This is a genomic window from Geothrix paludis, from assembly GCF_022808815.1.
Lineage (GTDB): Bacteria > Acidobacteriota > Holophagae > Holophagales > Holophagaceae > Geothrix > Geothrix paludis.
The window spans coordinates 71,934-92,679 of the sequence record NZ_JAKZLC010000002.1 but is presented as its reverse complement, the minus strand read 5'-3'; the positions used below and the strand labels follow the sequence as shown (position 1 = coordinate 92,679).

20 protein-coding genes and 1 tRNA gene are annotated in these 20,746 nt (G+C 67.9%); 6 read left to right on the top strand and 15 right to left on the bottom strand.

What is annotated here, in order from left to right:
* Window positions 1-16: 16 nt before the first annotated feature.
* The 9 genes from MLE64_RS05965 to MLE64_RS05925 all read right to left on the bottom strand — a co-directional run bounded on the left by MLE64_RS05965 (window position 17) and on the right by MLE64_RS05925 (window position 8,416).
* Entirely contained in the window at window positions 17-2,023 is a 2,007-nt protein-coding gene (locus MLE64_RS05965; RefSeq protein WP_243316869.1) for a M13 family metallopeptidase, read from the bottom strand.
* A gap of 50 nt (window positions 2,024-2,073) precedes the next feature.
* Window positions 2,074-4,098 carry a M13 family metallopeptidase gene (locus MLE64_RS05960; RefSeq protein WP_243316868.1) on the bottom strand — a complete coding sequence of 675 codons (2,025 nt, stop codon included), beginning with the start codon at window positions 4,096-4,098 and terminating at the stop codon, window positions 2,074-2,076.
* A gap of 32 nt (window positions 4,099-4,130) precedes the next feature.
* Window positions 4,131-4,592 (bottom strand): DUF4442 domain-containing protein, encoded by a 462-nt coding sequence (locus tag MLE64_RS05955; RefSeq protein ID WP_243316867.1) that lies wholly within the window; start codon window positions 4,590-4,592, stop codon window positions 4,131-4,133.
* A gap of 15 nt (window positions 4,593-4,607) precedes the next feature.
* Window positions 4,608-5,588: a class II fructose-bisphosphatase gene (gene glpX / locus MLE64_RS05950; RefSeq protein WP_243295971.1), complete on the bottom strand. Its 981-nt coding sequence runs from the start codon at window positions 5,586-5,588 to the stop codon at window positions 4,608-4,610.
* A gap of 31 nt (window positions 5,589-5,619) precedes the next feature.
* On the bottom strand, window positions 5,620-5,946 hold the full coding sequence (cutA, locus tag MLE64_RS05945; RefSeq protein WP_243288678.1) for a divalent-cation tolerance protein CutA: 327 nt from the start codon (window positions 5,944-5,946) through the stop codon (window positions 5,620-5,622).
* A 362-nt stretch (window positions 5,947-6,308) separates the two neighbouring features.
* Window positions 6,309-6,385, bottom strand: a tRNA-Pro gene (locus MLE64_RS05940).
* 48 nt (window positions 6,386-6,433) lie between these two features.
* Window positions 6,434-6,841, bottom strand: coding sequence for a DciA family protein (locus MLE64_RS05935; RefSeq protein WP_243316866.1), 408 nt, complete (start codon window positions 6,839-6,841; stop codon window positions 6,434-6,436).
* Complete coding sequence (locus tag MLE64_RS05930; RefSeq protein ID WP_243316865.1) at window positions 6,838-7,956, bottom strand: CaiB/BaiF CoA transferase family protein; 1,119 nt, start codon at window positions 7,954-7,956, stop codon at window positions 6,838-6,840. Before MLE64_RS05930 ends, MLE64_RS05935 begins: the two co-directional genes overlap by 4 nt.
* Window positions 7,957-8,008: 52 nt before the next feature.
* On the bottom strand, window positions 8,009-8,416 hold the full coding sequence (locus tag MLE64_RS05925) for a BrxA/BrxB family bacilliredoxin (RefSeq protein ID WP_279342977.1): 408 nt from the start codon (window positions 8,414-8,416) through the stop codon (window positions 8,009-8,011).
* A gap of 93 nt (window positions 8,417-8,509) precedes the next feature.
* Here MLE64_RS05925 and MLE64_RS05920 point away from each other — a divergent pair, with 93 nt between their 5' ends.
* Genes MLE64_RS05920 through MLE64_RS05905 form a run of 4 tightly spaced genes read left to right on the top strand, consistent with a single transcriptional unit; the run spans window position 8,510 to window position 11,829 of the window.
* Window positions 8,510-9,055, top strand: coding sequence for an NADPH-dependent FMN reductase (locus MLE64_RS05920; protein ID WP_243316863.1), 546 nt, complete (start codon window positions 8,510-8,512; stop codon window positions 9,053-9,055).
* A 37-nt stretch (window positions 9,056-9,092) separates the two neighbouring features.
* A complete protein-coding gene (gene sppA / locus MLE64_RS05915; protein WP_243295976.1) occupies window positions 9,093-10,865 on the top strand; it encodes a signal peptide peptidase SppA in 1,773 nt (590 codons plus the stop codon).
* 28 nt (window positions 10,866-10,893) lie between these two features.
* The gene (locus MLE64_RS05910) at window positions 10,894-11,208 is read left to right on the top strand and encodes an Mpo1-like protein (protein ID WP_243316862.1); all 315 of its coding nucleotides are present in this window, start codon (window positions 10,894-10,896) and stop codon (window positions 11,206-11,208) included.
* A gap of 12 nt (window positions 11,209-11,220) precedes the next feature.
* The gene (locus tag MLE64_RS05905) at window positions 11,221-11,829 is read left to right on the top strand and encodes a MarC family protein (protein WP_243295978.1); all 609 of its coding nucleotides are present in this window, start codon (window positions 11,221-11,223) and stop codon (window positions 11,827-11,829) included.
* Here MLE64_RS05905 and MLE64_RS05900 read toward each other — a convergent pair.
* From MLE64_RS05900 to ffh, 6 genes are all read right to left on the bottom strand, one after another.
* Window positions 11,826-12,311 carry a PaaI family thioesterase gene (locus tag MLE64_RS05900; protein ID WP_243316861.1) on the bottom strand — a complete coding sequence of 162 codons (486 nt, stop codon included), beginning with the start codon at window positions 12,309-12,311 and terminating at the stop codon, window positions 11,826-11,828. The genes MLE64_RS05905 and MLE64_RS05900 overlap by 4 nt on opposite strands.
* A 380-nt stretch (window positions 12,312-12,691) precedes the next feature.
* Window positions 12,692-13,237, bottom strand: coding sequence for a ribosome maturation factor RimM (locus MLE64_RS05895; RefSeq protein ID WP_243316860.1), 546 nt, complete (start codon window positions 13,235-13,237; stop codon window positions 12,692-12,694).
* Window positions 13,238-13,492 carry a KH domain-containing protein gene (locus MLE64_RS05890; protein ID WP_243295981.1) on the bottom strand — a complete coding sequence of 85 codons (255 nt, stop codon included), beginning with the start codon at window positions 13,490-13,492 and terminating at the stop codon, window positions 13,238-13,240. It lies immediately after the preceding gene.
* A gap of 60 nt (window positions 13,493-13,552) precedes the next feature.
* On the bottom strand, window positions 13,553-13,795 hold the full coding sequence (rpsP, locus tag MLE64_RS05885) for a 30S ribosomal protein S16 (protein WP_243295982.1): 243 nt from the start codon (window positions 13,793-13,795) through the stop codon (window positions 13,553-13,555).
* Between the two features lie 57 nt (window positions 13,796-13,852).
* Window positions 13,853-15,337, bottom strand: coding sequence for a tetratricopeptide repeat protein (locus MLE64_RS05880; RefSeq protein WP_243316859.1), 1,485 nt, complete (start codon window positions 15,335-15,337; stop codon window positions 13,853-13,855).
* Between the two features lie 25 nt (window positions 15,338-15,362).
* Window positions 15,363-16,721, bottom strand: coding sequence for a signal recognition particle protein (gene ffh, locus MLE64_RS05875; protein WP_243316858.1), 1,359 nt, complete (start codon window positions 16,719-16,721; stop codon window positions 15,363-15,365).
* 102 nt (window positions 16,722-16,823) lie between these two features.
* Between ffh and MLE64_RS05870 the strand changes: the two genes are divergently transcribed.
* On the top strand, window positions 16,824-18,818 hold the full coding sequence (locus MLE64_RS05870; RefSeq protein WP_243316857.1) for a thioredoxin domain-containing protein: 1,995 nt from the start codon (window positions 16,824-16,826) through the stop codon (window positions 18,816-18,818).
* Between the two features lie 116 nt (window positions 18,819-18,934).
* Window positions 18,935-20,665 carry an NAD-dependent malic enzyme gene (locus MLE64_RS05865; RefSeq protein ID WP_243316856.1) on the top strand — a complete coding sequence of 577 codons (1,731 nt, stop codon included), beginning with the start codon at window positions 18,935-18,937 and terminating at the stop codon, window positions 20,663-20,665.
* Window positions 20,666-20,746: the final 81 nt, after the last annotated feature.

Below are 20,746 nucleotides of genomic sequence, written 5' to 3'. Positions count from 1 at the left end.
GGACGAAAGGGCGATGCTACCAGATGGCCGGGCGGTCCTTCTCGGGCCGTTTCATGGGGTCGCCGTCCTGGCAGCCGAAGGCCTCGTAGAACTCCGGCAGGTTGGAGAGGGGGCCGTTCACGCGGAACTTCGCCGGACTGTGGGGGTCGGTGATGGCGCGGAGGCGGGTGGCCTCCTCGCGGGTGAGGGTGCGCCAGGTCTCGGCGTAGCCCAGGAAGAACCGCTGTCCGGGCGTGAAACCCTCGATCTTTCCGACGGGGGCCTTGCCCTTCTGGCTCAGCTTCCAGGCGTCCCACGCGATCTTGAGACCGCCCAGGTCGGCGATGTTCTCGCCCAGGGTGAGCTTTCCGTTCAGGTGGAGGCCGGGCAGGGGCTCGAAGGCGTCGAACTGCTTCACCACCAGCTCGGCGCGTTCGTTGTAGGCCTTCTCGTCCTCAGGGGTCCACCAGCTCTTGAGGTTGCCGTCGGCGTCGAACTGGCGGCCCTCGTCGTCGAAGCCGTGAGTCATCTCGTGCCCGATGGTGGCGCCGATGTTCCCGTAATTGACCGCGTCATCGGCCGTCGCGTCGAAGTAGGGCGGCTGGAGGATGCCCGCGGGGAAGACGATCTCGTTCATGGTGGGGCTGTAGTAGGCGTTGTTGGTCTGCGGGGTCATGCTCCACTCGTTGCGGTCGATGGGACCGCCGAGCTTCGCCAGGCGCCGCTGGAACTCGAAGCGGCGGGCCTCCAGGAGGTTGAGCACGTACGGCTGCCGCTTGACCTCGAGCTGGGCGTAGTCGCGCCAGACATCCGGATAGCCGATCTTCACCCGCATGGCAGCCAGCTTCTGGCGGGCCTTGGCCTTGGTCGGGCCGCTCATCCAGGCGAGGCCGTCGATGCGGGCCTTCAGCGCCGTGCGGAGGTTCTCCACCATCTCCAGCACCTTGGCCTTGCTGCTGGCGGGGAAGGCGCGCTGCACGTACAGCTTGCCCAGGGCCTCGCCCAGGCCGCGGTCGGCGGCGAACATCACGCGCTTCCAGCGGGGATGCTGGGCGGTGGTGCCCTGGAGCTTCGTGCCGTAGAAGGCGAAGGATGCCTGCTCGAAGGCTTTGGGCAGGCCCGGGGCGGCATCGTTGAGAAGCGTCCAGCGCAGGTAGGTGCGCCACTGGTCGGCGGGGACCTCCTGGATCATGCGGCCCAGCTCGGCCATGAAGGCGGGCTGGCGCACCACGAAGCGGTCCGGGGCGGGGGCCGCCAGGGCCTTCAGGTAGAGCTCCGTGGGGAAACCGGGCGCGGCGGCCTTGAGCTGGGCGGGCGTCATGGCGTGGTAGACGGCGTTGGGATCCCGCTGCTCCACCCGGGTCATGCTGGCCTTGGCGAGGCGTGTCTCCAGGTCGAGGATGCGGTCGGCGTCCCCGGCCTGGAAGCCGGCCATGGTCATCATCTTCGCGACATGGGCGCGATAGGCCGCGAGGAGCTCCTTCGACTTGGGATCATCCTTCAGGTAGTAGTCCCGGTCCGGGAGGCCGAGGCCGCCCTGGGCGAGCACCATGGAATAGCGGCTGCTCTCCTTGTCATCCTGCTCAACTCCGAAATAGAAGCCCGCGAAGGCGCCCAGCCGGTGCAGGTCAGCCAGCACGGCCACCAGGGAGGCCGCGTCCTTCACGCCGTCGATGCGCGCGAACAGCGGGGCGAGGGGCTTGAGCCCCGCGGCCTCGATGCCGGCCTCGTCCATGCCGCTGGCGTAGAAGTCCCCGACCTTCCGGGTCTCGGAACCCGGGGCGGCCTTGGCGGCCGCCGCGGATTCCATGATCTCCCGCAGGATCTGGTGGGTCCGGGTGTCGATCTCCTGGTCCACCCCGTAGCGCTCGTACTCGGCAGGGATGACCGTGCGCTTGGCCCAGCCGCCCACGGCGTACTGGAAGAAGTCCTGGCAGGGCTTCACGGTGGGGTCGAGGTTCGCCGGGTTGAAGCCCTTGTAGGGCAGCTGGGCCGAAAGCGGCGCCATCAGCGCCAGTACGAGCAGTACGGAGCGGTTCTTCATGCCATTCCCTTTTTTCGATCTCCGGAATGCTCCGCATTCCGGAGCATGGATCACCAGATGGCCGGCCGCACCTTGACGTCCCGCTTCATGGGCTGGCCATCGGCGCAGCCGAAGGCGTCGTAGAACTCCGGCAGGTTGGACAGGGGGCCGATCACGCGCTCGCGGCCGGGGCTGTGGGGATCGGTCTTGAGGCGCACGGAGAGAGCCGCCTCGCGGATGTGGTTGCGCCACACGGCCGCGGCGCCGAGGAAGAAGCGCTGGGGGCCCGTGAAGCCGTCGATGGGCGCCGGGGCGGGCTTGCCCTTGAGGCTGTTCTGGTAGGCCGCAAAGGCGATCTTCAGGCCGCCGATGTCGGCGATGTTCTCGCCCAGGGTGAGCTTGCCGTTGACGTGCTCGCCCTTGATGGGCTCGTAGGCGTCGTACTGCTTCACCACCAGGTCTGTGCGGGACTGATAGGCCTTCTTGTCCGCCTCGGTCCACCAGTTCTTGAGGTTGCCTTCCGCGTCGAACTGGCTCCCGCTGTCGTCGAAGCCGTGGGTCATTTCGTGGCCGATGACGTAGCCCAGGGCGCCGTAGTTCACCGCGTCGTCAGCCTTGGCGTCGAAGAAGGGCGGCTGGAGGATGCCCGCGGGGAACACGATCTCGTTCATGGTGGGGCTGTAGTAGGCGTTCACGGTGGGCGGGGTCATGCCCCACTCCGTGCGGTCGATGGGCTTGCCGAGCTTGGTCAGGTTCTCGTGGACGCGGAAGGCGGCGGCGCGGCGCACGTTGCCGAAGAAGTCGTCCCGCTTCACGTCGAAGGCGTAGGTCTTCCACTTGTCGGGATAGCCGATCTTCACGCCGAAGGCATTGAGCTTCGTGAGGGCCTGCTGCTTGGTTTCGGGGCTCATCCAGTCCAGGTTCGTGATGCGCTCGCGCAGGGCGACGCGGAGGTTCTCCACCAGCTCCAGGACCTTCTTCTTGGATTCGGGCGGGAAGGCCACCTTCACGTAGAGCTGGCCCAGGGCCTCGCCCAGGGTGCCGTCCGTCATGGCCTCGATGCGCTTGGCGCGGGGCTCCCGCTCGGGTGTGCCGTTCAGGACCTTGCCATGGAAGGCGAAGGCCTCTTCACCGAAAGCCTTGGGCAGCAGGTTGGCAGTGGCGCTGAGGGCATGCCAGCGCAGGTAGGTGCGCCACTGGGGGGCCGGCACCTCAGAGGCCAGCTTGCCGAAGGCCTGGAAGAAGGAGGGCTGGCTGAGGTTCAGATCGGCGAGCTTGACCCCGCGGGCGGCGAAGTAGGCCTTCCAGTCGAAGCCGGGGGCTTCGGTCGTCACCTGGTCGAGGGTGCGCTTGTTGTAGGTCTTCTGGGGATTCCGCAGCTCCACGCGGGTCCACTGGGCCTGGGCCAGGCGGGTCTCCAGATCCAGCACCACCTTGGCGCGGACCCGGGCGAGGTCCGGCGCGTCGCCCGCCAACTCCAGCATCTTCGCGATATGCGCCTCGTACTTGGCGCGGATGTCCCGGCTGCGGGCGTCATCCTTCAGGTAGTAGTCGCGGTCCGGCAGGCCCGTGCCGCCCTGGCCCAGGTAGCCCAGGTACTGGGTGGAGGCCTTGGCGTCCTGGCGCACGAAGAATCCGAAGCCGCCGGGCAAGCCCTGGCTGTGCAGCTTCGCCAGCAGGGCGGGGAGCTGCTTCGTGTCCTTGAGGCCGTCGATGGTGGCGAAGATCGGCTTCATGGGCGCCAGGCCACGCTTCTCGATGGCGCCCTCGTTCATGCCGGACGCGTAGAAGTCGCCCACCTTCTGCTGAACGCTGCCCTTGGCCCAGGTGGTCTTCGCGCTGGTCTCGTTCAGGATCTTCTGGAGGATGGCGCGGTTGCGCTCGCTCAGCTCCTCCATGGCGCCGTAGCGGGACTTGTCCGCCGGCAGACTGTGGGACTTGAGCCAGCCGCCGTTGGCGAACCGGTAGAAGTCGTCGCAGGGCTTCACGGTGGTGTCCAGGTTGGCGGGATCGACGCCGGGCTTGGGTTGGGCCACCAGGGAGAAGGCCGCAAGGCCCAGGCAGAGGCCGAGGGAGGCGCGCAAGGAGGAAGCCATGAATAACCTCGTAAGTTGAGGGTAAAAGCCTATCAGGAAGAATCCCGAAGTGATATATGCACCACTTTCTGCAGTTCGGCATGGATGGCGCCGTCGGCGTCCCGCCATTCCACGGGATAGGTGCGGTCCACCTTGGGCTGGTCCTGAAGGAGGTGGCGAATCTCAGCCAGCTCGGCCTCGTCGATCCGGAAGGTGGCGGACAGGAGGCTGCGGCCCGGCTTGCGGAAGCGGATGGAGGCGGCCTTGTCCCACACCACGTACTCCGGTCCGAGCCGGTGGATCAGCATGAGCATGTAGATGGGATCCGCTCCGGCGTAGAGGCTGCCGCCGAAGGTGGTGCCCACGTAGTTCTGGGTCCTCCATGAGAGGGGCAGGCGCACGCGGACCTCGGACCAGTCCGAGGCGATGAAGGTCACTCGGGCCCCCGTGCCCCGGTAGCAGGGCCAGAGGTTGAATACCCAGCGGAAGAGGCGGGTGCGGAGGGATTCGCGCAAGAGATTCCGGGAAGGCTAGAAGCGGACCGTGACCTTCTCGCCTTCCTTCATGTGCACGGTGTCGATGAAGTGCACCTTCCGGTCCTGGTAGGTGAGCACCAGGCTCTGGGTGCGGACGCCGTGGCCGAAATGGAGCACGCCCTTCAGGAGGTTCCCGTGGGTGACGCCGCAGGCCGCGAACACGATCTGCTTGCCGGGGCAGAGGTCGTCCGTGAAGTAGATGCGGTTGAAGTCCACGCCCATGGCCTCGGCCTTCTCGCGGCTGGCGGTGTTGGTGTCCACCTTGAGGCGGCCCTGGATCTCGCCGTTGAGGCACTTGAGGGCGGCGGCGGAGAGCACGCCTTCGGGGGCCCCGCCGGTGCCCATGACCGCATGGATGCCAGTGCCGCTGACGGCGGCGCTGATGGCGGCGCTGAGATCACCGTCGCCGATGAGCTGGATGCGGGCGCCGGCCTTGCGGATGTCGGCGATGAGCTGGGCGTGGCGCTCCCGGTCGAGCACGGTGACGGTGATCTCCTCGACCTTGCGGTCCAGGGACTTCGCGATGATCTCCAGGTTCTCCTGCACGGGGGCGTTGAGGCTCACCTTGCCCTTGGCGGCGGGGCCCACGACCAGCTTCTCCATGTAGAGGTCCGGCGCGTGCAGCAGGCCGCCCTTTTCCGTGGCCGCCAGCACGGCGATGGCGTTGGGGGCGCCGGTGGCGCAGAGGTTCGTGCCTTCCAGGGGATCCACGGCGATGTCCACCGCCGGGTGGTCCCCGTCCATGTCCGCCCCCATGCCCACCTTCTCGCCGATGAAGAGCATGGGCGCCTCGTCCCGCTCGCCCTCGCCGATGACGATGGTGCCGTCCATGCGGACGGTCTCCATGGCGTGGCGCATGGCCTCCACCGCGAGCTGGTCGCTGTACTTCCGCCGACCGTGGCCGACGGAGGAGGCGCAGGCGATGGCGGCCTGTTCGACCACGCGCAGGAATTCGAGGGACAGGGTCTGTTCCATGGGGGGCTCCGGATGGGCGGGTCGGATGGGCTCAGGCGAGCCGGTTCACGCTCTGATGGATCCAGTCGAGGAAGCCCTCGGACCCGGCTTCCACGGGAAACATCAGGATCTCCGGGACTTCGTAGGTGTGGAGGTCCGAAATCACTTCCGACACCTGGGGGAAGAATTCCCTGGTGGTCTTGATGATGAGCATCACCTCTTCGTCGAGGTGGGTTTCGCCCTTGAAGTAGTAGTAGCTCTTGATGCTGGGGACGATGTTCACGCAGGCGGCATAGGCCTGATCCACCAGGGCCGCGGCGATGGTCAGAGCTGTCTCCTCGCTGCCGCAGGTGGTCATGATGGTGCAGGCGTCGCTCATCGGGTGGACTCCCCGCCCGGCGGGCGGAACCCGCCATTGTATCGTGCCGGCAGGGGCGCCGTTGATCACGAAGCTCGGAGGTGGATCGCGACGGCACCTGCGTGGTCTGACCACCGATTCGGAGGTTGGGAGCGATATTCGCTGGGGGACCATCGGTTGGGAGCTGTCCCGTCGGAGGTGGGCCGCTCTCCGTATTTGGCGCCGACCCACCAATGCGCGGATTCGAACCGCGTCTGGCTATGCCAGCCGCCGGTCCCGCTTCGGCGTGCCATCAAGGCACGCCTCGGGCGGTCCCACTCGGAGGTTCGAATCATTGTCTTTTCCCGACCAATAAGAAGGGGGCCCGCAGGCCCCCTTCTTATTGGTCGGGGCGAGAGGATTCGAACCTCCGACCTCTCGGTCCCGAACCGAGCGCTCTACCAGGCTGAGCCACGCCCCGACGAAGGTTTGACTCTACTGGAAACGGGCGGGGTCGTCCAGCCCGGGACTACTCGGACTCCAGGCCGAGGCGGATGCGCTCCCGGCGGCGGGCTTCGAGGAGACGCAGGGCACGGCGGAGGGGATCGGGATCCTCCGGCGGGGCGGGGGTTTCCACGGGTGGGTCGCAGGGGGTGATCTGGAGGCCGGTCAGGCTGAGGTTCAGGGCCCGCTGGATGCGGTCGCGGATCTGGGGCCACACGGCGGTGGCGGCGTCGCGCAGGGGGCCGATCCGGGTCAGTTCCCAGCAGCCCATCACGAGCACGTTCCGCTCCACGCGCAGCGGACGGGTGCGTTCCGCCAGGACGGGGCCCACCACGAAGACCCAGGCGGCGCGCAGGCGTGCCAGGGCCTTCTGGTCGGGCTGGCGGGCGCCCAGGGGCACCAGACGGGGGACGCGGCGGCGGTCGGCGCTCATGGCTTCCAGCGGGGCGGGGGCAGGGGGGCGCAGGCCCGTTCGCCGTTGAGCAGCACGGGCGATGCCAGGGTTGGGACCATGGCGTTGGTCTCGGCTTCGAACAGGGGCTGGAGCAGGTTGTGCAGCTCGCCGCCCTGGCGGAACAGCACCTCGTCCACGGTCCGGACACGGCTGGCCGGGATGGCGTTGGGTTCGCAGAAGGCCAGCACCCGGTCCACGGTGCTGACCAGCGTGCGGGCCTCGATGAGGGCCACCAGCGCCTCCCGGTCCCTCACGCGGCCCCGGTTCTGCCGCCACTCGGGCCGCGCCTCCAGGTCCAGGCCCAGCCACATGGCCAGCACCTCGAACTGGCGGTCGCTGCCCACGGCGATGGCCACGTCGCCATCGGAACAGCGGAAGGTCTGGTAGGGCACGATCTGGGGGTGGGCGTTGCCCCAGCGCTGCGGGGTCTTGCCGGTCATGAGGGCGCCCGCCCCGACGTTCACCAGGCCCGCCAGGGCGGCCTCCATGAGCGGCACCTCGATGTGGAGGGCCTCGCCGGTCCGCTCGCGGTGGAGGAGGGCCGCCTGGATGCCGTTGGCGCAGTAGAGGCCCGCCAGCACGTCCACCAGGGCCACGCCCATCTTCATGGGGCGGCCCTCGGGCTCGCCGGTGATGGCCATCCACCCGCTCTCGGCCTGGATGATGAAGTCGTAGCCGGCGCGCCGGGAGGCCGTGACATCCGAGGCGAACCCGCGGACGGAGGCCAGGATGAGCTTGGGGAACCTGGCATGAAGCCGCTTCCAGCCTAGCCCCAGGCGATCGGCGGAATCGGCGCGGAAGTTCTCCACCAGCACGTCCGCGTCCTTCAGCAGCTCGAAGAGGCCGGCCTTGCCTTCCTCCGTGTGGAGGTCGATGGTCCGGCTGCGCTTGCCGCGGTTGGCGCAGCGAAAGTAGGCGCTCTCGCCGGATTCGCCGTGCTCGAAGGGCGGTCCCCAGCCCCGCGAAGGATCCCCATCCGGGGGCTCCAGCTTCTGGACCTCGGCCCCGAAGTCCGCCAGCAGCTGGGTCGAGAAGGGGCCTGCGAGTATGCAGGACAGATCCACGATCCTGATGTGGGACAGGGGCTTGGGCATCGGGTTCTCCGCCACCCAGCCTACTTCATGTGCTTCATGCGCCCGTGAGGGATCAGCTGGCGGCCACGGTGCGGCGGTAGGCCGCGACCAGCGAGGCCGCGATATCCCCGGGCTCGTGGCCCAGGAAATCCTGGCGCTGCATGAGGTGGACCAGCTGCCCGTCCTTGAAGATGGCGGCCTGGGGGCTGGTGGGCATGGCGCCCTCGAAGTACTCGCGGGCTTGGGCCGTGGCTTCCTTCTCCATGCCGGCGAAGACCGTGACCAGGTGATCGAAGCGCAGGCCCTGGGTGCGGAGGGCCTCGGTCACGCCCGGCCGGGCCCCGGCCGCCGCGCAGCCGCAGACGCTGTTCACCAGCAGAAGGGTCGTGCCGGGCTGCTTCAGCGCCTCGTCCACCTGCGCCGGCGTAAGAAGCTGGCGGAAGCCCACCTGCACCAGTTCCTCGCGCATCGGAGCGACCATGTATTCCGGGTAGTTCGACACCACAGCCTCCAGGGGTTCTAAAAGTTTACCTATCAAGTCAAGATTGATCCAGATCACATTTCCGGAGGTCCCATGCGACTGGTCCTGGTGGGTGGAAGCCTGCGTCCCGCATCCCTGAACACCCGGTTTCTGAGGCACCTGGCGGCCGATCTGGAAACCCACGGCCACGAGGTGTCCAGCTTCGCCGGCCCTGCCCTCCGCTTCCCCCTCTACGAAGAAGGGGAGCCGCCGACGGCGGATCTCCAGGAGCTGCACGGGAGGCTCGGGAAGGCCCAGGGCCTGGTGATCGTGTCGCCGGAGTACAACTCGGGCATCCCGGGCCACCTGAAGAATGCCGTGGACTGGCTCAGCACCATGGCCCCCAGTCCCTGGCAGGGCTTGCCGGTGCTGCTGTGCGCCGCGAGTCCGGGCGCCTTCGGCGGGGCCCGCGGCCTGGTGGCATGGCGGGCGACCCTGGCGAACATGGGCGCGCTGGCCTTCCCGGGGGCGATCACGGTTCCGCATGCGGACCAGCAGCTCGACGAGCACGGTGCCCCGACCGATCCCCGCACGGCCGCCTCCGTCTCGAAGACGCTGGCGGGGTTCCTGGCCCTGGCGGCCCGACTTCACCCCGAGTGAGTTCGTGCGATCCTGAACTGTCCTCTCCGGAGCCGCCATGAAGGATTTCTTCAAGACTTTCTTCGCCGCCCTGCTGGCCCTGATGGTGGCCGGCGCGCTGGCCTTCGTCATGTTCCTCGGTGTCCTGGCGGCCCTCGGTTCCTCCGGGAAGCCCGTGGTGCCCAGCAAGGCCGTGCTGGTGTTCGACCTGGACACCAGCCTGTCCGACGCGGATCGCGAGCCCGAGCCCAGCGAGGCGCTCAGCGAGGCCCTGGGCGGCGGGGGTGGGCATGCCCAGTCCCTGCCCGCGGCCATCGAGGCCCTGGACCGGGCCGCCTCCGACAGCCGCATCACAGCGCTGTTCCTCACGGGCAACCTGCAGGGGGCCGGTCCCGCCCAGCTGCGGGAGCTGCGGGAGGCGATCCAGCGCTTCAAGGCGAAGAAGCCCGTGCTGGCCTACAACCAGGGCTGGAGCAAGCGGGACTACTACCTGGCCGCGGGTGCCAGCACGGTGTTCATCAATCCCTTCGGCGAGATGGAAGTGAACGGCCTGGCCAGCGAGCCGATGTTCTTCGGCGAGGCCTTCAAGAAGTACGGCGTGGAGGTGCAGGTCACCCGCGTGGGCAAGTACAAGAGCGCGGTGGAGCCCTTCATCACCGACCGCATGAGCGAACCCAACCGCGAGCAGGTGCAGAAGCTGCTGGAGGACATCTGGAGCGAGTGGAAGACCACGGTGGCCAAGGATCGCAAGAAGACCGCCGACGACCTCCAGGCCATCGCTGACGAGAAGGGGCTCGTGGAGGCCGATGAAGCCAAGAAGATGGGCCTGGTGGACCGCGTCGCCCCCTACGACGAGGTGCTGGACGAGCTGAAGAAGCTGGCCGGAAAGCAGCCCAAGGACAAGGACTTCCCCCAGATCGCCCTGGCCACCTATGCGGGCATCCCAGGGGAAGCGAAGACCGGCAGGACCCGCATCGCCGTGGTCGTGGCCGAAGGCGAGATCGTGGATGGCGAAGGCAAGGCCAACCAGGTGGGCGGTGAGCGCCTCAGCCGCGAACTCCGCAAGCTGCGCCTGGACGACCGCATCAAGGCGGTGGTGCTCCGCGTGAACAGCCCCGGTGGCAGCGCGGCGGCCTCCGAGCTCATCCAGCGCGAGGTCATCCTCACCAAGAAGGTGAAGCCGCTCGTGGTCTCCATGGGCCACCTGGCGGCCTCCGGCGGCTACTGGATCAGCACCTACGGCGACCGCATCTTCGCCGAGCCCAGCACCATCACGGGCTCCATCGGCGTCTTCGGCCTGCTGCCCAACGTGAAGAAGCTGGCCAACGACCATGGCATCACCTGGGATAGCGTGCAGACCGCCAAGCTGGCCAACCCCATGACCCTGGCCCGGCCCAAGAACGATCTGGAGCTGGCCCGCATCCAGGGCCTGGTGGACCGCATCTACGAGCAGTTCGTGGCCAAGGTGGCCGACAGCCGCAAGATGAAGAAGGAGGCGGTCCACGAGATCGCCCAGGGCCGCGTGTGGTCCGGCCAGGAGGCCGTGAAGCTGGGCCTGGTGGACGAGGTCGGCGGCCTGGATGCGGCAGTGAAGTACGCCGCCGGCCGGATCAAGGCGGGCGACGACTACCAGGTCGTGGGGCCCGAGCGGGAGCCGGACACCCTCCGGGAAATCCTGAAGAACCTGGGCGGCAAGCCCCGGAAGCTCGCCAAGCCTGGCCCGGTGGATGGTCTGGTGGACTCGTTCCGCCACCAGCTGGATCTCCTGGCCTCGCTGAACGATCCACAGGGTGTCTACGCCAGGCTGCCCTTTGAGCTCGAGCTGAAATAGCTGGGCGCTCCGGCGCCAGGAGGCCTCCATGCTGGGATCCAGACCCATGGGCGAATGGATCCAGGCCTATGCCCGGAGCCATCAGCACCCGGTCAACCAGGCCTGCCACACGGTCGGGATCCCCCTCGTCACGCTCTCGATCCTCGTGTTGCTGGGCGCTCCCTTCGTGCCGGGCCTGTGGAAGCTGGGCCTGGACGTCTTCGTGATCGGGTGGATCTTCCAGTTCCTGGGGCACGCGGTGGAAGGCAAGCCCCCGGAGTTCCTCAAGGACTGGCGGTTCCTGTTCGTTGGCCTCCGCTGGTGGGCGGCCAAGGTGAGCGGGCGGTCCATCCCGCCCCTCTGATCGCGAGGCGCCATGGACTCCTCCTCGTTCGTCTCGGCCATCGTCCTGCTGGTGCTGGTGACCGATCCCCTGGGCAACATCCCAGTCTTCATCGGACTGTTGCGCCAGGTGGATCCGGCCCGGCGCCAGCGGATCATCATCCGCGAGGTGCTGTTCGCTTTCGCCATCCTGCTCTTCTTCGCGCTCTTCGGTCAGAAGGTGCTGCGCCTCATGCACCTGACGGACACGTCGCTGGGCATCGCGGGCGGCGTGATCCTCTTCCTCATCGCTCTGAAGATGGTGTTCCCCCATGCGGAGGCTCCGGCGGATCTCCCTGTCCATGGAGAACCCTTCCTCGTGCCCCTGGCCATCCCCTTCATCGCCGGCCCCTCGGCCATCGCCACGGTGCTGCTGCTGGTGAGCCGAGAGCCCCACCGGCTCTGGGAATGGCTGGGCGCCCTGTCCGTGGCCATGGCCATTTCCGCCGTGGTGCTCGGGTTCGCGGAGAAGATCGCTGCCTTCCTGGGCGAGAAGGTCACCCTGGCCTTCGAGCGGCTCATGGGCCTGGTGCTGACGGCCATGGCCATCGAGATGCTGCTGGCGGGCATCCAGAAGTTCGTCATCCAGCTCCGGACGGTCTAGCTCTTCCGCTTGAGGCTCAGCTCCAGCGTGAACTCTGCCACGGGCTCGAAGGTGCCGTCCGGCAGCTTCACCGCGGCCTGGATGTGCATGGGCTCCGTGAGGCGCTCCTCGGAGGCCAGGGTGCGGCGCACCTGATCGCGAATGGCCGCGCCCTCCTCGCAGATGAAGTAGACGTCGGATTCAGGGCGCTTGAGGAAGGTGGCCTGGAAGGCCTTGAAGACGAGAGACACCGCCTGGCCCGACCGCTTGATCTGGTCCATGGCCAGCAGGCCTCCGGCACAGTCGGCGCCGATGGCCAGCGCTCCGAAATACATGGAACCCAGGTGGTTCTTCGTCCAGCGCCGGAGCGGGATCCGCACCACACAGCGGGCTTCCGTCAGCTCAATGACGCTGGGGCGCACGGAGGCCAGGAGGGGGATCTTCAGCCAACCGAACAGGCGCATGCCGAAGGTCTGTTTGAAGCGGTCGAAGGCGGGGAACATTCTCCGATTGTCCGTTCCCAGCCGGAGCCTGTCCAACGGGGGAATTCAGGGAACCAAGGTATCGGGGGCAGCTTCAAAGATCTCCACGAAGCACACGAAGAAGAATGCAAAGGTCACGAAGGCAGGCCCAGCGCCCTGGCCAGGACATCCGGGCCTCCGGCCCCCGGCCGCGCCCGGCGCGTCCGGCTTTGCGGGCGGCGGCCCAGGCCGGCTCCCAAGGGCCGCCATGGCCGCCGCCCGCGATGGGATGTCCGCGATGAGTCGGGCCTCATTCGTGCCCTTCTGACGCCCGCAGGGCGTTTTCGTGCGCTTCGTGGAGATCTTTTTTGGGCTGATGCTCGCCGATAGCCAGGGAATCTTTTCCCTCGTGTGCCGGGGCCTCAGACCTGGTTCACGTCCAGCAGGCCTTCCGGTGGATCCAGGTCCAGGCGGCGGTTCGGCAGGTCCAGGGTCCACCAGGCCTTGATGTAGGGGATGTCGCGCTGGCCCGTGCGGCCGGGGCGCAGGTCCCGCATCACCACCATGTCGTAGCCCGCGGGCCCGGGATCCAGGCGCAGCACCTCGCCCACCTTGCGGTCCCCGATGAAGACCTCGCAGCCGATCCACTGGTGGCGGAAGCTCTCTCCCTCGTCCAGGACCGCCGCCGATTCGGGCATCCACAGGGCCCAGCCCTTCAGCGCCTCGGCCGCCGTGCGGTCGGGCACCTCGGCGAAGGCGAGGCAGGGGCGGTCCTGGTGCCACCGGAAGCCTCGCAGCTTCACGGGCCGGGCCGGGGCGGCCGCCTCGCCATGCTCGAGGTCCATCTGGGGCGGCGCCAGCAGCAGTCCGGCCATGCCGTCCAGCCGCTCGGGGTCATCCATGACGGCATGGAAGAGGAACTCGCCCTTGAGGCCTTGGACCTTGGCGAGATGGCCCGCAAGAAGCATCTAGGCCTCCCGTTCGTCCTCGTCGTCCAGCTCGAGGTTCACCATCAGGTCCGCCTTCTCTCCGGCGACCTTGCAGAGGGTGCGAAGCGCCGAGATCATGCGCCCGTGCTTGCCGATGATGCGCCCGCGGTCCCTGGGGTCCGCGAAGACCAGCACATCGCGCTTCCGTCCCTCGCCGCTGACCTCGACCCGGAGGGCCTCCGGATGGTCCAGCAGGGGGGTCAGCACATCGCGTAGGAAGGCTTCGGGATTCATGGGCGCTCCACGAACAAAGAAAGCCGGACCCTGGCCCGGCTTTCGGCGAACGGAAACCGGCTACAGGATCTGGTTCTTCTTGAACAGATCGAGGACGGTCTTGGAGGGCTGGGCACCCTTCTGGAGCCAGGACTTGGCCTTCTCGGCGTCGATGCGGACCTCTTCGCCGGCGCCGGCGATGGGGTTCACGAAGCCCAGCACCTCCACGGCGCGGCCGGTGGGGATGCGGTCATTCTCGGAGACGACGATGTGGTAGAACGGGCGCTTCTTGGCACCATTGCGAGCAAGTCGGATCGAAAGCATGGGCACTCCCTGAGCAGGAGAGTGTATCGCGGAATTCACCCGTTCCCAAGCGCTAATTCAGGGCTCGAAGCTCGAGGGCGGGAAGCTGCCTTCCATGACGGCCTGGCGCTCCCGGACGTTCCGCCGGAGAGTCGGCCAGCGGGGGTGGGTCCGCATCTTCTCGAGGAAGGGTGACGACTCGTACCAGCGGGCGCAGCTGAACCCCTGGACAAAGGCCCGCGTGGCGCAATCCACGGCCCGATCCGAATCGCCGAGGAGCGAATAGGCCTCCGCCTGCTTGAAGGTCAACTCCCCGTCGGGAATGCGGAGCTTGCCGCGTACATCATCGATCCGCCGGAGCTCGGCCAGGCCGTCCGAGGTGCGTCCCTCCAGCAGGGCGCGGTAGACCCGGGCGAGGTCCTGGAAGGGGCTGAAGCCCCCCGCCGTTTCGGCGTCCTTCATACGCCCGAGGGCCGTCTTGCGGTCACCCTTCAGCAGGGCGAGGTAACCCAGGTAGAACAGGACGCCTGAATCCTCGCGCAGGGTCCTCGCCTGCTGCACGTCCTGCTCGAAGGCGGACCAGTCCCCGATGTAGAGGTTGGTGGTCTCGACGGTCCAGGAGGAGGCGGGGGACAGGGGGGCGAGGAGCTCCTGCCGCCGGAGCATGGCCGACCGGGCCCCGGCCAGCAGGCCTGAGGTTCGGCCGGCGTAGGTGAGGCCGAGGAAGATGTCGGGAACCTCCGGGCGCAGACGCATGGCCTCGTCGAGGACGCGCAGGGCCATGTCCTGGTTTCCCGTGTCCGTGAGCATCAGGGACCAGAGGAAGGTGGCCCGGGGGTGGCCCGGCACCAGCTCCACGGCCCGCTGGAACGCCCTGTGGGTGCGGGAATTGAGGCCGATGCCGGCCTCGGCGGGATCCACCCACAGGCTGCGGTAGAGGTGATCCCCCAGCGTGGTCCAGGCCGTGGCGCACATGGGCTCGGCCTCGGCCAGGGCCTGGGTGGCCGGCAGCTGGCTCGTGGCTTCCCGGTCGTCCCGGATGGCCATGGCCCGCAGGAGCTGCCAGAACCGCCCGGGATCCCGGGGATAGAGGTCGGCCCGGAAGCGGTGGCGTCGATCCAGGGGCCACCGTGCCACCCAGGTCTCCATGGCCTGGGCCGGATCCATGGGGGGCTGGGCGTCCCGGCGCCAGGGGCGGCCCGCCAGCAGCTCCGCAGGGGTGGTCCACTGGGTGGTCAGTGCCAGCCGCTGGCCGTCCCGGCGTCCGTGGAAGCGGAACAGGGCGAGATCGTGTGGGAGTTTCCGCAGGTCCGCCGGGGCGGGGACGGCCGCGGCGTGCGTGACCGTGATCCCCGCCAGCACTTCGAAGTGGTCCGAGATCAAGGTTTCGAGACCCAGGTTCACCTCGGTCTGCTGCGAAGGTTCGGCGCTGATGATGAGCACCCGCCGCGCTCCGGCGGAGTGGGCGCTGGACCGCCACAGCCATGCCCCGGTCAGGCCGACGGCCAGGACCACCCCGAAGACCATCCAGGTTCTGGCGGATGTCAGGGGACGGGGAAGCACCTAGGGTCCTCGCTAGAAAGGCAGGCTAGAAAGGCAGGTTGGGGCCGCCACCCATCTTGGCCATGCGCTGCATGCGGGCCATGAACTTGGGATCGTTCATCTGGCCCATCATCTTCTTGGTTTCCACATACTGCTTGATGAGCTGGTTGATCTCGCTCACGGGACGGCCGCAGCCGGCGGCGATGCGGCGCTTGCGCTTGCCGTCCAGCAGGTTGTGGTTGGCGCGCTCGGCGGGGGTCATGGAGTTGATGATGGCCTCGAGATGCTTGATGCGCTTGTCCGTGGCTACCTGGGCCAGCTGGTCCTTCATCTGCCCCAGGCCCGGCAGCATGCCCAGGATCTTGTTCATGGAGCCCAGCTTCTGCACCTGCTGGAACTGCTTGCGCATGTCCTCCAGGGTGAACTGGTTCTTGGCCAGGCGCTTGGCCATGACCTCGGCTTCCTTCTCGTCGATCTTGTCCTTGGCATGCTCGATGAGGCTGAGGACGTCGCCCATGCCCAGGATGCGCTGAGCCATGCGGTCCGGGTGGAAGCGCTGGAAGTCCTCCAGCTTCTCGCCCTCGCCCACGAACTTGAGGGGCTGGCCCGTGGCCTGCTTGATGCTGAAGGCCGCGCCGCCGCGGGTGTCGCCATCCGTCTTGGTGAGCACCACGCCCGTGATGCCCAGCTTCTCGTGGAAGGCCGTGGCGCTGCGGACGGCGTCCTGGCCCGTCATGGCGTCGGCCACGAAGAGGATCTCGTCCGGGGAGACCGAGCCCTTGATGCGGACCAGCTCCTCCATCAGCGTTTCATCGAGATGCAGGCGGCCCGCGGTGTCGAGGATGACCGTGTCCCAGCCCTTGAGCTTCGCTTCGGCCAGGGCCGCGGCGCAGATGGCCACGGGGTCCTTCTCCTCCGTGCGGAAGGAGGGCACGCCGGCGTCCTTGGCCACCACGTGCAGCTGCTCGATGGCGGCGGGGCGGTAGACGTCCGCAGGCACCAGCAGGGGCGAGCGCCCCAGCTTCTTCAGGAACACCGCCAGCTTGCCGCAGGTGGTGGTCTTGCCGGCGCCCTGCAGGCCCACCATCATCACCACCGTCGGCGGCTTCGAGGCGAAGGCGATGGGGTGCTCGGGGGCCTGGCCACCCATGATCTCCACCAGCTCGCGGTGGACGATGTCGATGAAGGCCTGGGCGGGGTTGAGGCCCTGCATGACCTCGGCGCCGAGGGCCTTCTCTTTCACCCGCTGGAGGAAGGTGCGGGCCACGCTCACGTGGACGTCGGCTTCCAGCAGCGCCATGCGGACTTCGCGCAGCACGGCTTCGAGGTTGGCTTCCGTCAGCTTCGACTGGCCCCGGAGGGCCTTCATGGCCTGGCTGAGTTTCTGGGTGAGGCTGTCGAACATGGGACTCCGGAGCGGCACGAAAGTTCCATTCTACCGGTGGCCACCGTCATGTCCCTGTCATGAAAGGAATCCTGGGGCATAATCCGGTCCGGGGAGCCGGATATGTCCAATCATCTCGCTGGAAGCCTCAGTCCCTACCTGCTCCAGCACGCCCACAACCCCGTGGACTGGTTCCCGTGGGGCGGGGAGGCGCTGGCCAAGGCACGGGCCGAGCAGAAGCCCATCTTCCTCAGCATCGGCTACAGCGCCTGCCACTGGTGCCACGTCATGGAGCGGGAGAGCTTCGAGAACCCGGCCGTGGCCGAGGTGCTCAACGCCCACTTCGTGAGCATCAAGGTGGACCGGGAGGAACGGCCGGATCTGGATGACCTCTACATGGACGCCGTGCAGGCGATGACCGGCCGGGGCGGCTGGCCCATGAGCGTGTGGCTCACGCCGGATCTGGAGCCCTTCTACGGGGGCACCTACTTCCCGCCAGAACCTCGGGGTGGCATGCCGGGATTCGTCCCCCTGCTGCGGCGCATCGCCGAGGTGTGGCGGGAGGACCGGGCGGGCGTGGTGGGGCAGGCGGCGAATCTTGCGGCGGAGCTGCGGCGGCAGGCGGCGGTGGATGCGGGTGCGGAGCTTCCGGGTGAGGCAGCGCTCGACGAGGCCCTGGCCCAGCTGCGGGCCGCCTTCGATCCCCGCTGGGGCGGCTTCGGCCCGGCGCCCAAGTTCCCCCAGTCCATGGCCGTGGAACTGATCCTGGCCCGGGGCACGGCGGAGGACCGGGCCATGGCCCTGCGCACCCTGGATGCCATGTGGGAGGGCGGCATGTACGACCACCTGGGCGGCGGCTTCGCCCGCTACAGCGTGGACGGCCAGTGGCTGGTGCCCCACTTCGAGAAGATGCTCTACGACAATGCCCAGCTCGCCTGCGCCTACCTGGCGGCCTTTCAGGCCACGGGAGAGCCACGATACGCACAGGTGGCGCGGGAGACGCTGGACTACCTGCTGCGGGACCTGCGGGATCCCGCCGGCGGCTTCCACTCCAGCGAGGATGCGGACAGCGAGGGCGAGGAGGGGAAGTTCTACGTCTTCACGCCCGCTGAGGTCCGCGAAGCCCTGGGCGAGGCGGATGGCGCACGCTTCTGCGCCGTCTTCGGCATCACCGATGGGGGGACTTTCGAGCACGGGAAGAGCGTGGTTCACCGCTTTTCATGTGCTCGGGAAGCTTCGCTTCCCGAGAAAGAAGATCAACTGCTGCGGGAGCGCCTGCGGCATTGGCGGGACCGCCGCGTGCGCCCGGGCAAGGACGACAAGGTGCTGGCGTCATGGAACGGGCTGGCGCTTTCTGCCCTGGCCCGGGGCTTCCAGGTGCTGGGCGAGGCCCGCTACCTCGAAGCCGCCAGGGACTGCGCCAGCTTCCTGCGCCGGGAGCTCTGGCGGGACGGACATCTGCTGCGCGTCTGGCGGCAAGGGCAGGCCCACACGCCGGGCTTCCTGGAGGACAGCGCCGCCGTGGTGGAAGGGCTGGTGGACCTCTACGAAGCCGGCTTCGATCCGGCCTGGCTGCGCTGGGCGGAATCGCTGGCCGAGGGGCTGATGGCGAGGTTCCTGGATCAGGTCGACGGCGGCTTCTTCAGCACCGAAGCGGATCAGGCGGACCTCCTCTTCCGTCTGAAGCCGGGGTTCGACAACGCCATCCCCGGCGGCAACACGCTGGCGGCGCGGGCCCTGCTGCGGTTGTCCCGCCACCTCCAGCGGGAGGACTTCCGGCTGGCCGCCGAGGGCGCGCTCCGCTGCTTCGCCCCCTGGATGCGACGGGCGCCCCGAGCCTTCCTGGGGATGCTCGGCGTGTTCGACCTGGCCCTGCGCGAGCCGGTGGAGGTGGCCATCTCCGGCAATCCGCGCAGCTCCGCGGTGCAGGCCATGCTGGCGGAGGTCCACCGCCGCCACCTGCCCGGGCGGGTCCTGTCTGTGTCGGAGGATCAGCTCCTCCCCCTGCACGAGGAACGCGCCACCTCCAGCGAAGGCCCCTTCGCCTTCGTCTGCCGGGGCCGCACCTGCGCCCGGCCCGTGACATCGCCGGTGGAATTGGCTTCGCTTCTCCACTGACCGCCTTCCGGATGTGACCCGTTGCCCTGGGGTAGATTGGCTACACTGGGGTGGTCATTTGCGTGAGCATCCAGGATGCCGGTGCATTCGCGCGATCATGTGAAACAGGGGCTGCCATGAAGACCTTCACGCTGAAGATCGACCCGCTGACGGGCGAGGAATACTACGAGGTCTACGTCCGGGGCCGGCAGCTGCTGAACAATCCGCATCTGAACAAGGCCTCGGCGTTCACCAAGGAGGAGCGCCTGGGGTTGGGCCTGGACGGCATGCTGCGGCCCGGCATCTCCACCCTGGAATCCCAGCTGGACCGGACCTACGAGGCGTTCCAGCGCAAGTCCGACGACCTGGAGAAGTACATCTACCTGTCGGGCCTCCTGGACCGGAACGAGGTCCTCTTCTACCGCCTCCTGGTGGACCACCTGGACGAGATGGTGCCCATCGTCTACACGCCCACCGTGGGCCAGGCTTGCCTCCAGCTGAGCCACATCCAGCGGCGCTACCGGGGCATCTACATCACGCCGGAGAACATCGGGAACATCGACCAGATCTTCCACGGGCTCTCCCAGCCCCAGGTGAACCTCATCGTGGTGACGGACGGCGAGCGCATCCTGGGCCTGGGCGACCTCGGCTCCGACGGCATGGGCATCCCCGTGGGCAAGGTGAGCCTCTATGTGGCCGCCGGCGGTGTCCACCCGGGGGTGTGCCTGCCTGTCACGCTGGACGTGGGCACCAACAACCCCCGACTGCTTGAGGATCCGCTCTACCTGGGCATCCGCAAGCCCCGGCTCCGTGGCGCGGAGTACGAAGAACTCGTCGAGAAGTTTGTTCTCGGCGTGAAGCGCAACTTCCCCGGCGCCCTGCTCCAGTGGGAGGACTTCGCCAAGCACACGGCCTTCAAGAACCTCGATCGCTACCGCGAGCGCATCCTCTCCTTCAACGACGACATCCAAGGCACGGGGTCCACGGCCCTGGCAGCGCTGATGACCGCCATGCGGATCAAGAAGAGCCGCTTCCAGGACGAGCGCTACGTCATCGTGGGCATGGGCCAGGCCGGCACCGGCATCGCCATGAACATCCGCGCCGCGCTGAAGGCGGAAGGCCTCTCCGACGAGGAGGCCCGCAAGCGCATCTTCGCCGTGGACATGCAGGGCCTGCTCATTGAAGGCGACCCCCTGCTGGAGGGCCCCCAGATGCCGCTGGCCCAGTGCCGCTCCTCAGTGGAAGGGTGGAAGCTGGACGATCCCTCCCGCATCGGCCTCCAGGATGTGGTGCGCAACGCGCATCCCACGGTGCTCATCGGCGTCACCGCCCAGCCGAACCTCTTCGACGAGGCCATCCTGGCGGAGACCGCCAGGCATTCCGAGCGGCCCATCGTGCTGGCGCTCTCGAATCCCACCCACAAGTGCGAATGCTCGCCCGAGGCGGTCTGGAAGGCTACGGACGGCAAGGGCCTGGTGGCCACGGGCAGCCCCTTCGCGCCGGTGGACTGGAAGGGCCGCACGCTCCAGGCCTCCCAGTGCAACAACATGTACATCTTCCCGGGCGTGGGCCTCGGCGCCCTGGTCTGCAAGGCCACCCGGATCACGGACAGCATGTTCCTGGCGGCCAGCAAGGCCATCAGCACCTTCGTGACGCCGGCGCAGGAAGCCACCGGCCTGCTGCTGCCGGAAATGAAGGACATCCGCCAGGTCTCCGCCGCCGTGGCCAAGGCCGTGGGCATCGAGGCCAGGAATGCCGGCCTCGGCCGCCTGCTCGATGACGACCAGCTGGAATCCATCGTCACCAAGGCCCAGTGGGAGCCGCACTACACCACCTACCGGGCCGGGGCGCCGGGCCTGATCGACTGATGGCTGCCAGGACAGTTTTTCCTCTTGAGAGGGGTGGAGGCCGGCCTAGCCTGTGAGTCGGGAAGAGTTTCTCTTTCCTCC